This is a genomic window from Leptospira vanthielii serovar Holland str. Waz Holland = ATCC 700522, assembly GCF_000332455.1.
Classification (GTDB): Bacteria; Spirochaetota; Leptospiria; order Leptospirales; family Leptospiraceae; genus Leptospira_A; species Leptospira_A vanthielii.
Window position 1 is genome coordinate 61,972 of the sequence record NZ_AOGY02000014.1, and the last position, 15,598, is coordinate 77,569.

General features: G+C 39.2%; 14 protein-coding genes. 4 read left to right on the top strand and 10 right to left on the bottom strand.

All coding sequences use genetic code 11. The features are described from left to right. Positions 1 to 36: 36 nt before the first annotated feature. From LEP1GSC199_RS02555 to LEP1GSC199_RS02570, 4 genes are all read right to left on the bottom strand, one after another. A complete protein-coding gene (locus LEP1GSC199_RS02555) occupies positions 37 to 1,737 on the bottom strand; it encodes a cation:proton antiporter (protein WP_002976910.1) in 1,701 nt (566 codons plus the stop codon). Between the two features lie 77 nt (positions 1,738 to 1,814). Beyond that, positions 1,815 to 3,311 carry a TolC family protein gene (locus tag LEP1GSC199_RS02560; RefSeq protein WP_039925922.1) on the bottom strand — a complete coding sequence of 499 codons (1,497 nt, stop codon included), beginning with the start codon at positions 3,309 to 3,311 and terminating at the stop codon, positions 1,815 to 1,817. Positions 3,312 to 3,313: 2 nt separating this feature from the next. Continuing rightward, a complete protein-coding gene (locus tag LEP1GSC199_RS02565) occupies positions 3,314 to 4,651 on the bottom strand; it encodes an HlyD family secretion protein (protein WP_002977097.1) in 1,338 nt (445 codons plus the stop codon). Between the two features lie 16 nt (positions 4,652 to 4,667). After that, a complete protein-coding gene (locus LEP1GSC199_RS02570; RefSeq protein WP_232420593.1) occupies positions 4,668 to 6,926 on the bottom strand; it encodes an ABC transporter transmembrane domain-containing protein in 2,259 nt (752 codons plus the stop codon). A 47-nt stretch (positions 6,927 to 6,973) separates the two neighbouring features. On the opposite strand from LEP1GSC199_RS02570, the gene LEP1GSC199_RS02575 reads away from it, so the two are divergent. After that, positions 6,974 to 7,579, top strand: coding sequence for a YceI family protein (locus LEP1GSC199_RS02575; protein WP_002977027.1), 606 nt, complete (start codon positions 6,974 to 6,976; stop codon positions 7,577 to 7,579). Positions 7,580 to 7,755: 176 nt separating this feature from the next. Next, positions 7,756 to 8,145, top strand: a complete 390-nt coding sequence (locus LEP1GSC199_RS02580; protein ID WP_002977163.1) for a DUF1801 domain-containing protein — start codon at positions 7,756 to 7,758, stop codon at positions 8,143 to 8,145. Positions 8,146 to 8,914: 769 nt separating this feature from the next. Here the strand turns inward: LEP1GSC199_RS02580 and LEP1GSC199_RS02595 are convergent. The 6 genes from LEP1GSC199_RS02595 to LEP1GSC199_RS02620 all read right to left on the bottom strand — a co-directional run bounded on the left by LEP1GSC199_RS02595 (position 8,915) and on the right by LEP1GSC199_RS02620 (position 14,190). Continuing rightward, positions 8,915 to 9,331 (bottom strand): GFA family protein, encoded by a 417-nt coding sequence (locus LEP1GSC199_RS02595; RefSeq protein WP_002977182.1) that lies wholly within the window; start codon positions 9,329 to 9,331, stop codon positions 8,915 to 8,917. Positions 9,332 to 9,387: 56 nt separating this feature from the next. Continuing rightward, positions 9,388 to 9,861, bottom strand: coding sequence for an SRPBCC family protein (locus LEP1GSC199_RS02600; RefSeq protein ID WP_002977136.1), 474 nt, complete (start codon positions 9,859 to 9,861; stop codon positions 9,388 to 9,390). Further along, positions 9,848 to 10,192 (bottom strand): ArsR/SmtB family transcription factor, encoded by a 345-nt coding sequence (locus tag LEP1GSC199_RS02605; protein ID WP_002976787.1) that lies wholly within the window; start codon positions 10,190 to 10,192, stop codon positions 9,848 to 9,850. The genes LEP1GSC199_RS02600 and LEP1GSC199_RS02605 overlap by 14 nt, the downstream gene beginning before the upstream one ends. Before the next feature lie 357 nt (positions 10,193 to 10,549). Then, entirely contained in the window at positions 10,550 to 10,795 is a 246-nt protein-coding gene (locus LEP1GSC199_RS02610) for a hypothetical protein (protein WP_002976962.1), read from the bottom strand. Between the two features lie 371 nt (positions 10,796 to 11,166). Continuing rightward, a complete protein-coding gene (gene ligA, locus LEP1GSC199_RS02615; RefSeq protein WP_002977100.1) occupies positions 11,167 to 13,176 on the bottom strand; it encodes an NAD-dependent DNA ligase LigA in 2,010 nt (669 codons plus the stop codon). Next, on the bottom strand, positions 13,177 to 14,190 hold the full coding sequence (locus tag LEP1GSC199_RS02620) for a M23 family metallopeptidase (protein ID WP_002977294.1): 1,014 nt from the start codon (positions 14,188 to 14,190) through the stop codon (positions 13,177 to 13,179). It abuts the gene before it with no gap. A 25-nt stretch (positions 14,191 to 14,215) separates the two neighbouring features. Between LEP1GSC199_RS02620 and LEP1GSC199_RS02625 the strand changes: the two genes are divergently transcribed. Both LEP1GSC199_RS02625 and LEP1GSC199_RS02630 read left to right on the top strand, forming a co-directional pair. Then, the gene (locus LEP1GSC199_RS02625) at positions 14,216 to 14,926 is read left to right on the top strand and encodes a SanA/YdcF family protein (RefSeq protein ID WP_002977110.1); all 711 of its coding nucleotides are present in this window, start codon (positions 14,216 to 14,218) and stop codon (positions 14,924 to 14,926) included. 104 nt (positions 14,927 to 15,030) lie between these two features. Further along, the gene (locus tag LEP1GSC199_RS02630; protein ID WP_002976826.1) at positions 15,031 to 15,579 is read left to right on the top strand and encodes a YceI family protein; all 549 of its coding nucleotides are present in this window, start codon (positions 15,031 to 15,033) and stop codon (positions 15,577 to 15,579) included. Positions 15,580 to 15,598: the final 19 nt, after the last annotated feature.

Sequence of the window (15,598 nt, forward strand, 5' to 3'; positions counted from 1 at the left end):
TTAAAACTTTTTCAAAAATTTATAATAACGAAAGGATTACACTACCCTTTCGTTATTTCTCATCCCTCGAGAGATATAATCATATAAAAATTCACCAGTGATGACACCAGGCACGATTACCTTTTGCGCTCCATCACTCACGAGTTTTTTAGCTTCCCCTGGTTCATCACTCGTTAAAATGATTTTTGCGTTTGGTGCCAGTTTACTTAGAGTGGAAAGCAAACGATTGTTATTTGTTCCTTTCAGAAAAGAATCAGAGATGGTACAAATCACCATCGAAGCATCATGAAGGCCAATGTGAGATAAGGAATCAGGATGGGCCAGGTCGGCATAGGCCCACTGGAATCCTTTGTTTGTGAGTTCTTCTTTAAAAGCCGGATTGTAATCAGCAATGATGATCCGTTTGATGAGTGATGGAGATAAGTCTTCCAAGTAATCCACAAAGGCACGAGCAATGCGAAAGTATCCGAGAACAATGATGTCTCGCACCATTCCATCTCCGTGTCCCCCGTCGCTGGCTTTGCCCTCTTTGGAGGATTCTTCGGTTTGGTCAGAAATTCCAACACGAGCGAGAAGTCTTTCAAATGTAGCGGCAATGTTATGGTTGAACATAATGATGTATGTAGATAGAACTGAAGCAATGATGGTAGATGTTAAAATCACAGCTTGAAGTTTCGGTGTGATGTGTTCGAATCCGGCACCTAACGCTAAAATGACGAGAGAGAATTCTGAAATCTGCGCTAAGTTTAGGGCAGTGAGAAATCCGTTGCGAACTCCTTTATTCAATTTGATGATGACAGGGGCAATCGTGATCATCCTGACAAATAACATAAGAGTGATGATGGCAGCAGAGAGTCCGATCACTTCTAAACTAGGAAGGGGAACTTTTAGACCTAGAGCTACAAAGAATAAAGTCACAAAAAAATCTCGAATCCCGATGAGTTTGGAGATGACATCAGCTCCATAAGGGAAGGCGGCAATACTCATACCGGCAACGAGAGCACCCATCTCTTTAGAAAGTCCTGCTTCGCCTGCGATCCCGCAGACAAGAAAACACCACATAATGGACGTTAGTAATATTAATTCTGGACTACTGGCACAGGCTTTGTACAAACGTGCTAGAACATAACGGCTGACACTAAAACTAAAAGCAATAAGAAGTACAATGATTCCAACAGAAGTTAGGATTTTTAAGATCTCTGGATTGTTTAGGTTGGGTTGGACGCCCATAAACAAGATGGCCCAGATGTCCTGGAATACCAAAACTCCAACGGTTAACTTTCCTGAGAGAGTGTTGATCTCCACTTTGTCTTGTAAGAGTTTGACAACGATGAGTGTAGAACTTAATGACAACGCAACTGCAATGTAGAGAAGGTCGAATTTTTCAGAACCAATGGAGAGGCCAAAAAAAGGAAACACGGAATAAACAAAGGCAACGGAAAGTGTGAATTGGAGGATACCAAGGGTAAACATGGCCTTACCCATTTTCGCAAGTTCTGCTAAATTGATTTCCAATCCAATGATGAATAACAAAAGAATGAGTCCAATCTCCGAAATAAGTTCAATACTTGCTTCGTTGGTAACAAAGCCGAACCCCATTTCCTTACCGAGCATAGCTCCACCGATAATATAACCTAAAATTAACGGCTGTTTGAGGACTCTGGCAATGTGACTTAAGACTGTTGCAAAAATAATACTGAGACCAATGTCTTGTAGTAGTGACTCTTCCCCGTGCATAGAAACCTTCTTTATGGAAAAGTTTAGAGATTCATTGAGTAGTGAAAGTCGTTTTTTTTTCTGAATAATAAAACGGACTAAGGAAGGGAAGAAATTTGCAAAATGGATGCCGTTGCTGCTTGGAAATGGGCAATGGCTACGTGATGATCGTACAAAGCCTTAATTTCACGGACTGCTGCTTCTGCACTTGTCTGTTCTCGAATATTCACAAATAGTAGTGTTGAGTCACCAAGGGTAAATCGTTCTCGTTCCATCTCTTCTAACTTTCGCGCTAATTCGACTTCATTTTGCGTAACAGTAACACGTTTTGCCGATGCAATCACCTCGGAAATGGAATCTTGTACTTCGGTTTTGATTTTATCTTTTGAGAATTGTAGTTCCTGATCGAGTTGTGCTATCTTTGCTTCGGCAGCACCGATCATCCCTCTTGGGCGTTTAGTTTGGATAGGTAGGTTGAGAACAAGAGATGCTTCTAGTTCCGGTTTGGCTCTTGTGATAGAGCCTGGTCCAAAGTCTTGAGATCCGGCAACTACCAAATCCACTTGTGGTTTCAGAGCATTGAAACCCATGTCTTGGTCGACACGAACTTTGTCTCGTTTGAATTCAAAGTCTTGTAATTCTGGTCTATACTTCCAAGCGAGTTTGATGCTCTTTTCTAGTTCAAGTTTTTTATACTCAATGGGTTTGGGAAATCCTATGGGCAAACGATCCGTTGTGGGAAGGATTAAATTTCCATCCGTGGCACGCAGAAATAAAGATAAGTCGATGGCGGCTTTTTGCATTTCCCTTTCGGCAGAAACAAATTGAGACTCTCTTTGTAAGATGGCACGATCGTTTTCTGTTCCTTCGATTTTGGGAATATCACCTAACTTGATTCGTTGTGCGATTTGTTCTTGACGATCCTTAGCGATCGCTAACAAATCTTTGTTGACTAAATACTCTTGTCCACTCGCTACCCATTTCCAATAACGTTTGGTGGCTTCTTTGATGACTTCGATTTTTAATTTTTGAATGGAAAGTTCTGCAAGTCTTCGATCAAGATCGGCCTTTTTAATATCGGCTCTGTTTTTATCGATCTCTCGGTTACGCATCAATGGGAAGATAGCACCGGCCCGCACTTCTCCATAGTCATTGGTTTCTCTTCTGCCATCATACACAGGGAACTTCCCGCGTCCAATACGGTAACCTGCAAAAAAGGAAGTTCCCCCAAGTGGGGTAGGTTTTTCAAAAACTGCATCGGTTGCATTGTTTGTATAATAACCCATAGGTTTTGTTGTTCCCATGGACTTAAATTGTAAATCAAAAGCTCCTTCGGCAGCGAGGTAATTGTATTCGGCTTCTGATAAAAGTTTTTCAGCCGCAAGGACAAGTGGATAAGATTTTTCTACGGATCTAAGAAGTTCTTCTAGTGTGAGTACTCCTGGTTGTTGGTTGATATAATCTTGTGAATAAATATTAGGCCCATGTAAGGAATCAAATGGATCACGTGTTGGATCTGCTTCGATGACAAAGGAGAAAAACATTCCAAAAGGACAGAGTATTGCAAGTAGGGATCGTTTTAGCTTTGATATCATTTTCATTTGATTTTTTTTTCTCCATTATTGTCATCTAACAAAGATTTAATTTCAGGATCATCCATTGGTAAGTTAGGTGGAAAATCATTGAAACGTCGCCATAATTCATACCCTACACTCACACGATTGAGAAAAATCCAACCTTTGGCTCGCACACCTTGACGCAGGTAACGACTAGAGGGCCACTCTCTGTCTTCCCTGTCAGGAATCACGAGAACTCGAAAATTTCCAGAACCGTTGTCTGTGATGTCTACCAGTTTGACAATACCGCCAAAAGTTCCTACAGCGGTCTCTGGCCAACCACTGATTTGGAGGACAGGATACCCTTGGAATTGCAAACGAACTTTTCTTCCTTCCCCAACAAGTGGTATGTCGTTGCCTGAAATAAAAAGTTCTATCGCCTTGTCTTCGGAATCTGGAACGAGAATTGCAACTCCATCTCCTTCTTTGATTTGTTGTGTGTCGGGATTCACTAATATTCTCATGATGGTTCCGTCTCTTGGTGTAAATACTTCTTGGTTTTCTTGCCTGGATAATCTTGCTTCCAGTTTGGGTAGGTCTTCCAAAACACGTGCCACTTCCGACTGCGCCGATGCTAAAGAGGCTTTGGCATCATTAATCGATGCTTCTGCATCTTGCGCCACTTTTCCCGTGTCACTATACAAAGCCCTTTCCTCTTTTACGGCTGCATCAAAAGTTGCTTTGGCACGATCGAGTCCTGTTTCCGCATTTGTATGTTCTAATTCTGCAAGCTCTAAAGTTCGTTTGGAAGTCAGACCTTTTTCCCATAATTGTTTTTGACGGTCTAGGTTGAGATTGGCAGTTTTTAAAGTCGCTTTAGCAGCATCTACTGCTTGTTCGCTGGCACGCACACGATCTTTGGCCATCATCCTCCTAGAATCAGCTGCATTCACAGCACTTCCCATCGACGAACGTAAACTGATAATTCGAGAACGAATGTTGTCCTCTCTGGATCTAGCAGCTTCTAATCGTTGTAAGAGGGCATTTTTTTCTTCACGAATTCGAGTAATAAAGTTAGGATCATTGTCAGAGATATCGATGATAGGATCCCCCTTTTTCACTCGAGTCCCTTCATGAACATGCCATTTGACTACACGGCCACTAATGGGAGAATCAATGACTTGTTGACGGTCCAGTGGTGCATAGGCGACCACTCTTCCAAATCCCATAGTGGTTTGTTGCCAGGGAACATAGAGAAGGATGATTACACTTAAGAAAAATATAATAGTGAGGATATAAGCAAGGCTTTGTGCAGGTAGGGCCGTTTGCACCAATCGATACGAAGGTAGATTTTTATAAAGTTTCCATTTCTTTGACATATCAGTTTTCATAACCTTAAGAGTTTACCTTTAGGGAATGGGAATCATTTTCTAAACGTAATACTTGGTCCATTTGAGAAAGTACATTTGGTGATTTGGAAACAACAAGGAGTGTCCAATTTTTATTCTTCTGTAATAAAACTTTGAGAGAAGCCGATAGAAGATGCGGTGGTAATTGGTCTAAGTTTCCGTCGATTAACAATAGTTTTGGTTTTCCTACGATCGCACGAGCTAAGGAAAGGATTGTTGTTTGAATATTGTCAAAGGGATGTCCGAAGGTTAAAAGTGGTGTGTGGATTCCATTCGGTAGAGATTGTATTGTTTCCCAAATTCCAAGTTCCTCTAAGAGTTCTCTGATTTCGATGAGAGAAATTTCTTCTCTTCCGACTCGAATGTTTTCCAGGATGGTACCTTCGAAGATTTCATTTCCTCGGATTAAATAAGTAACAGAATGAATTTGTTCCTTGGAAACTTCATGGATGTTTTGGTGGTTGTATTCCACAACGCCCGATGTAGGTGTTCTTAGACCACATAACAGATCCAAGAGGATGTGTGCATCATAGGGAGTGTTGGAAGATACACCTATCGATTTACCAGCTGGGATCTTCCATTGGAATTGATGGAAGATTTTATGGCCGTTAGATAAGGAATAATGAATTCCAGACAACTGTAATTGAATTGGTCCTTGTGGAATTTCAAATTCTACCGTTTTTGCTGGGATTGTTGGTAAGTGGAAAACAGAATTAATTTTATCAACGGCTGCAATCAAACTATAAAAACTATCTAACTGTTTTCCAAATTTGGATATATCACTAAGAACTTTAGCGATCACAAGTTCCGCCGCTACGAGTTGACCAATGGTGAGTTGTCTATGGATGACTAAATAACCACCTAATCCGAGTACGATGGCACTTGCTAGAGCTTGGATTCCGACAAGACCAATGATTTGGCGGATGAAACTGTAAAAATATTTTTTTCTAGCATATAAGTAGTCTCGAATCAAAGAATCGGCTCGATCTAAAGCAAAATTAGATCCAAAGGTAGAGTGGAAGAGGGCAGAATGTCTGGATATTTCTTCTAACCAAGCAGCCACTTTGTATTTTTCTTTTGAAATTTTGATATAGTTTTCGGCAGCGGGTTTTCCCAGTCGATAGACTATCCAATACCCACCGATGAGTAAAATGATAAAGGAAAATACTATAAAGATGGGATGATAGAAAGAAATCAGAATAAAACCAATCACAGTAGTTAATACAACAGAAAGTCCATCTACAAGAAGTGAATGAATGGACTTTTGAATGGTCATCGTATCAAAAAACCGATTTACAAGTTCAGGGTTGTGATGTTTGTCTAAGACATCTTGACGAATTTTTGGAAATTTAACGGCAAACTCAGTAGCAATTCTCACAAAAACACGTCTTTGCAAAATTTCCACAACGTATATTTGGATGGTTTGCATGGCACCTGCAAATCCTAGAAAAAGTACAACTAACAAAGTCAATATGATGACAGGTTGGATCATCACTCCAAAGGCTACGATATTGACAAGAGAAGATGTGGCTACGGGAACAACAAGTGATAGAATTCCAATTCCAACGCCATAGATAAAGACAATCCAAACATCTTTGGATTCCATTTGAATCAAATGTGAGATCTGTTTGATCGCATTTTTAACAGGAGAATCAGACTTAGATATCTCTTTGTTTGTTGAAAAAGGAAAGGTAGGCTCTGCCACTAGCCAATCTACATAATCTTTATTTGATTTGATTCCGATGAGTTTAAATAATTCCTTTTCGGAATACCATTCTGCTTCGGCATCTAAGTTATGCAGAGATTTGATCTGGTATGAAGAAGTTTGGTAACTAACGATTGCATAGAATTCGGGAACGTTATTCTCATCGTTTAAGATTTGAATGACAAATGGCGAGCTTTCTGTGATATAATATCTTATGTCGTGTAAACTTCTTTGAACAATGTTTAGGCGAATTTGGTACTGGTGCGAAGCGGCAAAAAGAAAATCATAAAAATTGTTTTTGGTGAGTTCTTTGTATTTACTACGAAGGGAACGAAAACCTTCAATAATTTGACTTGGAACTGAATGAATGTGTAGCGATTCGGATAAAAAATCCAAAACTGACTTTGCCAAATCTTCAAACGAAGAAAGTCTTAAGGGGATATCTTCTTCTTTTTGTTTGAAGAGTTGGTTTTTTAAATAAAATACCAACGATTGTAAAAATTTTAACATACGAATTGTGATTCGGGGTTTAGACTCCACTTGACAAAACGTAGTTCTACATTTTCTATTTTCTAGTAGAGGTTTCTATGAAAATTATTCATTCGATTTTGGTACTAATCACACTCAGCGCAGTGGCACAGTTGACTGCAGAAGAAAATTGCACATACGAATACGACCCCTCGCAAACCTCTTTAGAGTGGACAGCGTTCAAGTTTACAGAGAAAACAGGTGTTAAGGGTAAATTTGATTCGATCAAAGTAGTTGGTAAACAAAAAGACAAATCAAAGTTCGGTGCTGTAAAGTCTTTACAATTTCAAATTGATTCTTCCTCGGTCAACTCAGGAGTACCTGACCGAGATGGTAAAATTAAAAAATTCTTTTTTGGTTCCGTAAAAGGAAATAAAAAAATCTCGGGTACCTTTTCTGAGATTACTGCCGGGGAAACAGGAACCGCAAAATTAAATTTGAGATTCGGAAACTCTAAAACATCTGTACCGGTAAACTTTATTTGGAAAGATGATTTGGTCGAAGTTACAGGAACTGTGGATGTAGTGACGCTTGGTTTACAAACAGGACTTGGTAAGTTAAATGTTGAATGTAATGACTTACATAAAGGTTCTGATGGGGTAAGCAAACTTTGGCCAACCGTTGATGTAAAAGTTGTTTCGACACTTAAGAAAAATTGTAAATAGTTTTAAATTTTTTATACGCACAGCTACATAGGATTGTTTATGTAGCTGTGCGTAAGATTCTGCATTTAGAAATTCTATGATTTTGCGACTCTTCGATCCATATTGGAAATTTTATCATATATTTTACTTTTGAATCGAGAGAACATTCTGCTAAATTAGCTAGGAAAAGGATACCAATGAGTCAAGAGATTGAAACATACAATAAGTCCCAATCACCTGCGGAAAGAGAAATCTGTAATTTTCTCTATGAGGAAATCAATTTACATCTTCCGAAAGCAGAAAATAAAATTTGGCATGCGCACCCTGTTTGGTTTTTGGACGGAAATCCCATTGTTGGTTATAGTAAACTAAAGAATTGTATTCGTCTTCTTTTTTGGAGTGGGCAAACTTTTGAAGTGAAAGGGTTAGACCCGGAGGGGAGTTTTAAAGCGGCTGAAGTTCGTTATACGGATGTCAGCCAAATCAATAAAAAAGACCTGAAACGTTGGCTCGGCCAATCCAAAAAAATCCAATGGGATTATAAAAACATTGTGAAACGAAAGGGAGTTTTGGAACGGCTGAAATAAAGACGTTTAACTATTTATGCCATTGATTTTTATAAGTTAGCTGGTGGTCGTGCAGAAGATGTGGTACATTTTTATTATCCGATGAGTTAGTGGGTGTTGATATAAAGTTGGGGGTATCAATTCATAAATGAATGCCCCAAATAATAATTCATTGGAAAAACAAAATCAAATAATTCTTATGATTTTCTTTAGCTGCTTCTTGTTAGTTCCTGTTATATTCTGGCTTGATTGCAGCAGAAAAGAGATGAGAGAGAAGCCCCATGATTCTGAGGTAAATGCAGGCAAACGGAACATTCAAACTTTTATAATGATAAAAAAAGTTAGTCCAAATGTTTGAATCATCTCCGTGCCCCTAACAACATTTCCTCAAAAGTCAAATTTATTTTGTAGCTCGGCGAATACATGCATTACGTTTATTTCCCATGTTCTGAAGTTTAAGCGCATTGCGTATATTCGCTGCTGCTATCTTGAAGCTTGACAGAAGGCAAGAAAAATTCACGAGGAACCTTTCTCCCTATATCCAATCCGATGTTTCTCAATACAAACTTGAGGAATGCTCCGTAATCTCTCCAATGCAAACGCCAGCGATAGAAGCGGAAATCCTTTCGCAGAAGCGAAAGATTGGAGCGAATAGCGCGGTCGGTATAAAAAAGAATTCTAATCAAATAACAGATTCGAGGCGCCCACGTAAATCATTCCTCTATACAACCTTGTTCTCGCTAGAATGGCAATGGCAGAAGAATGATAATTTTTTACTCACCTCAACTATTTAAGTTTTTGGCATCTTTTCAAATTTAGGAAGGGCTGGGTTGAGATGGTCCCAAGGGAATCCACTCACAGTGTATGTAACTGCTTGTGGTTTGTATCGAGTGGGATCATCAAGACTTGTGGCGTGCACCGTGAACAGGGTTGGCATAGCAGCAAACGTCATATAAACGGGGGAACCACATTTGGGACAAAAGTTACTAGTTTTGGTATTGCCACTGTCTCCAATCCTATCAAAATGTGAGGTTCCTCCTTCGAGTTTTACCGAAGTTCGAGAGGGAAAGGTAAGATACGATCCGTGGCCTGTGCCACTCATTCGTTGGCAGTCTTTGCATTGGCAATCATTCATAAAGATTGGTTCATCAGAAATGTGGTAACGGATAACACCGCAAGCGCATCCGCCTGAATAGGGTAGATTCATTTTAATTCTCCATAAATAAGTTTTATAAACATTGTATCTTCAATATGAGAATGCATTTAAGTCACCGGTAGATGATGTGCCAGAGGGTGACCTGATTCCAAGAAGGTTTTGAGGTTCGATAGAACACTTGGCCAACCACTTGAGATCCCTGCCAGCATCTGTGGATCTAGATCTTCATGTGTCACCACCAAACGAACCAATCCATTTGCATAAGGTTCAATAGCAAATGTTACACGAGCATGTTTTGATTCTTCTTCCATTTCATTGGGACGAGCCCAGGTAAGCACCAAACGATGGGGAGGTGAACTTTCAACAACCTTACCTATGATATCAACTGTTTTTGTTTCATCCACTTTTTCATGTTTCCAAACTGAACCTGGTTTCCAATCTGAAACATTGATATGTGCTGGATTCTTTGCTAATGGATCAAGCCAATACTGAGATGTTATTTCTGGATCAATGATTGCATTCCAGACCTTCTCCGGTGTGGTGAGTATATAAGTCACATAGACAAAGCTATTTTTTTCCATCGTTTTCTCCTTCAAGTTGCACTTTCAGGTCATATAAAAACCCTAAGCGATTTTTTTCAAATTTGCGAACCCAACGTTCATAGACCTCGTGAATCGGTATGGGATTGATGAAGTGAAGTTTCTCTCTCCCTTTCCAAACGACCGATACCAAATTGGCACTAATGAGAACTTCTATATGTTGTGTTGCCGATTGTCTTTGCATATCGAGCCTTTCGCAAAGAGCCGAGAGGGTTTGGCCATTCTCGGTATAGAGAAGATCGAGCACTTTCCTACGACTCGCATCTGCGAGCGCCTTAAATACTTTATCTGCCCCTTCGATTTCTTGCGACATGCAAGAATCATTGTGCAGGTAAATGCCTGCATGTCAAGGACGAAATTGAGTTGGGGATAGAAAAAATAGTAGGATCAGGGGAGGGAAGAGTTATGTCACTTAAATACTCGAATCGTTGGGTTTTTAGGGCGAGGAGGATCAAATTATGTTTTATACGAATAGCGGATATTCGTCTAGGATCGGTTAGTAGAATGGAAAAGGATTTCAATGGAACAGAAAAAATATAATGGTGATTGGATTCTCTATTTTTGTTCTAATCGGTTCCGTCTGTTTGTCGTTATTCTTTTGCAGTTTGGTCTTTTATTGTTTTAACTATTTAGATCCTTGCCAGAGTATTCTAGAGAACTTTTCTATAGTTTAACGGCTATTATATTGAATGCTTTCTTTTTCGGCAGCCTTTTGTTTGGTAAGACTCGCTGCTAAAAAATCAATGGCTTCAAAGAATTCGCCTCGTCCAAGTTCGGTGGCAGCATAATGAATCCAAACCCAAAAGCGATCTTCAATCCATTGAAAATTCAGATTTGGCCAAATCGCTATCGTGTTTTTATAGATAGCGGGAATTTGGTTAAATCGATCGAATATAACTATTGGATTTTCGCCCACATCTGCTTCGGTATCAATGAATCTTCATCTATGTTAATAAAAGTTAGGTGAAATTTGTTTAAATTATACAACTTCTCAGTAAATAAAATTTAATCATAGTCAAGCTAATTTTATCTGCCAGTTGCTTAACGAATCACAGTTAACACCCATAATCCGTAGGTTAAGCGAATAGCGGATACTCACCGGTAGTTTTTTCATACTTGACAGTGTTTGAAAAAAATGACCGGCAGGTGATGGATGTTCTCACTTAGATATTTCTCGAGGCCTATTCTCTTGCAAAGGATTTCGTAAGAGCCATAAGTCCTGGTTTTGCCGTAGAATCCAGAAACGAAACCGACATTCCCTGTTTCCTTAACATGAACGCTCCGATTCTAGAAGAGTAATGGGATTCCTGCTTTTTTCAAAAGGTTTAAAAATTCTGGTTCGGAAACTAAAGTGACGCCGAGTTCGGTGGCCTTTTCTAATTTGGAGCCAGCTCCGGGGCCATAAAGAAGGTGGGTAGTTTTGGAGGAGACACCGGAAACTTTTTTGCCACCGTGTTTGGTGATGAGGTCCATGGCGATGTCTCGAGGTTGGAAATTTTCGAAACTACCGGTCACACACCAACTTTGGCCAACAAACGGTTGTATGTCGCTTTTTTCGGTTTCGTCGGCTTGGAATTTTAGTCCAAGTTTGATCAGAGTTTTTACAAGTTTAAGTGTTTCTTTATCTTTTAGATGAGTGAGGAGGGCATCGATAGTTCGGGGGCCAATCCCGTGAATGGAAGTTAATTCTTCTTTCGCAGTTTTGGATTTGGCAAGGGTGAGGAGTTTTTCCCAAGAATCAAATCCGTGTTCAATGAGGATTTCTGTGACCTTGGGGCCCACTTCATTTAGGCCAATGGAAGGTAAGGTAAAACGAAAATCCTTTTCTTTGGATTTTTCAATGGCATCAAAAATGATTTTCACTGACTTTTCGGCGAAACCATCTAACTGGAGTATTGCTGTTTTATATTTTTCTAATGTATATAGATCGGATATGTCTTTAACCCAACCTTTTTCAAAAAAAACTTGGATTTGTTTTTCGCCGAGGCCTTCGATGTTCATTTGTTTTTTGGAACAAAAGAAAATGAGTTGGTTTAGTTTTCGTTCAGGGCAGTTGCGATTGGTACAGAAAAAATCAACAGAGTCGTCTACTTTTGTTAGTTTGGTTTTGCAAGATGGACATTCTTTGGGTAAAACAAAAACAGCTTTTGGAGGAACAGTTACTTTTTCCACGGCGGGAATGATTTCTCCACGTTTGGAGATAAGAACTTTTGCACCGATTCCTGCACCTAGTTGGTCTATATAGTCTTGGTTGTGTAAGGTGGCATAAGTGACAGTGGTTCCTGCAAGAGAGATGGGTGTGACTTTGGCTCTTGGTGTGATTTTTCCTGTTCGGCCAATGGCAAAATCAATCTCTTCAATGGTGGTTTCTTTGAGTAAAGCATCGAATTTAAAGGCTCGGGCCCAGCGGGGTGATTGGCTTGTTTCGCCCAGGTTTTCGCGAAGGTTCAGGTCATCGAGTTTGATCACAAGTCCATCGACAGGGAATGGCATTTTGTCTTTTTTCTTTCGGAAGGATTCAATTTCTTTGATAAGATTTTTTCCTTTGATGATCTCTGAGTCAGGAGCGAGGGGAAACTTTTCTTTTTTTAATAAAGTTATGATGTCTTTGTGTTGGTTGATTCCTTTACGTGATGAGGAAAAATATACGTCATAAACATAGATACGCAACGGACGTTTGGCGACATCATTCGGATCTTTTTGTTTGATGGAACCTGCTGCTAAATTTCTTGGATTGGCAAACTTTCCACCATATTCTTCATTGAACTCTTCAAAGTCAGCGAAGGTCATAAAGATTTCTCCGCGGACGGAGAGGTTTAAAGGTTCAGATAAATTCTGCGGAATAGAGTCTATGGTTTTGACATTTTCGGTCACAATATCACCAATTCCACCAGAACCTCTCGTTACACAATGGGTGAGTTTTCCGTTTTCATAGTATAACAAGATAGAGGCGCCATCAATTTTCCATTCTAAGGAATAAAGTTCTTCAAGGCCTGTTTTTTCTAACCATTCTGAGAGTTCGGTTTCATTATAAGTATTTTCTAAAGATAAAACTGGAACTTTATGTTTGAACTTGCTGAATTGGGGAGAGAGATCAGATCCCACTTGTGCTGTGGGTGAAGTCTCTGTCGCCAAACTGGGGTTCGCTTTTTCAAGAGACTGTAACTCTTTGACTAAAAGATCAAACTCTTTGTCCGAAATTTTAGGTGTATTGTCTTTATAGTAAAGATCGTTGTGTTTTCGAATCTCTTTGTGAAGTTCGGCGATTCGTTTGACAGGATTATCTTTTTTAGGCAATCAGTAAACCCCTGCTTGCATGTATTGTTCTGGATCTGTTTTTCCTTCTTCGGAAATAAAAATTTCATAATGTAAGTGAGGACCTGTTACGTTTCCTGTTGCACCCACTTCGGCAATTTGTTCTCCGGCTTTGATCTCTTGTCCGGTTCTTACATAAATTCGTGAACAGTGGCCGTATAACGTACTAAAGCCGAAATCATGTTGTATGATCACATGATGCCCGTATCCTACATTGGAATAAGTAACACGAACCACTCTGCCTGGCGCCGACGCATAAATAGGAGTTCCGGTGGCATTTGCCATATCCAAACCGTCATGATATTCCCAATAACCAGTGGTAGGTGATTTTCTCATACCAAAGGGAGAAGTTAGGTTGTAGGAATACATGGGGTTAAAAAGAGGGGAACGAGATAAAATATCCGAACGTTGGTATAAAAATTGGTAATTTGCTTCCACCAAACGTTGGTAATTGTCCATCCGGTGTTTTAGTTGGCGAAGATCATAAATTTCATTTAAATATTTTCTACCCACGTCCAACTGTTTGTCTTCTTTTTCTTCTTTTTGTAATGATTCGACGGCTGATGTTTCGATCCAATCCTCTGTCGGAATTTTTAGAAGTTCATCATCACTTCCATCAATGAGAGTAAAGAGTTCCAACATGTTCTCATTGAGTTTAGAATACTCTTCTTTCATCTCTTCTAGTTGGCTTGCGTGAGTAATGTATGTATCGAAATAAGTTCTGTAGATTTTGGAGAGTTGGTTGATTTGTGTTTGGGTGTTACTCGAACGAAAAATTCCAAAAATGGCAAGGCTAAGAAGCCCTACAGTCAGAGCCAAAAAGAATAGAATGGTAAAATGAGAAATTTGGAAGTGGAAAGAACTATCGTATCCATGAGGAATGACAAGAATGGTCATCCGTTGGCGACCTTTTTCTTTCACCTTATCAATCTGTTTCTTGATTTTCGGATTGTCCTGTGAAAAAACAGACGTAATCTCTTTAATTTTCTTCTTCATGACGAACCGCGTGTCCTACATAAATATGACGTTCCGATTCCTCTCAAGGGTCAAGTGGAAATCCCTATTTCTTGGGATTGCTTTGATTTTGGGGATTCTGGTTTTTGTCACATTGGCAACGAATTTACAATTTTGGTATGTATACCAAACCTCCATCCACTCGAACCAACCAATGGAAATCCCTGAAGCAGAAGTTGCCATTGTCCCAGGGGCTGCGGTTTATGGAAAAACGCCATCGCCCATTCTTATGGACCGACTGGCTTGCGGGTTGGATTTATACAACACGGGAAGAGTCAAAAAAATCTTACTTTCTGGGGACAACGGTAAGTCCGATTACAATGAACTTCGACCCATGTTGGAATTTATGTTAAAATACAAAGTAAAACCAGAAGATATATTTGTGGACCACGCAGGATTTCGAACACTCGATACTCTCATTCGCGCCAAAGAAGTTTTCCTTGTGAAAAAAGCCATCTTCGTCAGCCAATCTTTCTTTTTACCGAGGGCGATTTATTTAGGCAGAGAGTTAGAACTTGAGTTATACGGTTATGAATGTAATTTACGAACTTATAAAAAAGAAATGTATTATGGGTTTCGGGAATATCCCGCAAGAATCCTTGCTTGGTGGGACATCCAATGGGAGACTCCACCCAAATATTTAGGCAAACCCTATCCCATTGATGGAAGTGGTGTGTCTACTTGGAAAGGTTCCATTCCTATATCATCACATAAGTAGCGTTAGGTTGTGTATGTATAAAATAGAATCATTCTATTTTGTGAATATTTCTTTTTCTAACTCCATAAAAATTTACGTCTAATGAATTAGGGTATGGATGTTTTATGAATCAAAAAATAATAAGTATTCTCATTAGCTTATTCTTTGTTAACAATATTTTCGCAAGCGAAGTTGTAAAAAAGAATATCGAGTTTTACGTAGAACATACTACAAAAAATGTAACAGGTGTTTGCGAAGAAATTCAAATTGAAGAACCAAACATTCAATTTATAGGAAAGAAATACATCTTAAAGTCTCCCTTTCTCATTAAAATTCCTCTTTTAAAGATTTCTTCTGGAGACAGTAATCGAGATTCACACATTCAAGAAATACTTGGTTATCCGGATTCACCAAACATCCTAGTAAAAATTGAATCAGCAAACATTGTAAATGAGAAAACCTATACAGTGCGTGGCAAATTTACCATCCATGGAAATACAAAAGAATTTACTACAGAGGCCATTGTAAGTCCAGAGGATTCAAATTTATTAAACATAGATGGCTCTTTAATTGTAAAATTTTCTGAATATGAATTAGAAAATCCCTCTTTACTTTTTATGAAAGCTAAGGACGAAATTCGAGTGAAGTATCATTTTCAGATTAAACTGAAATAGAATGCGGGTGGAAATTGGA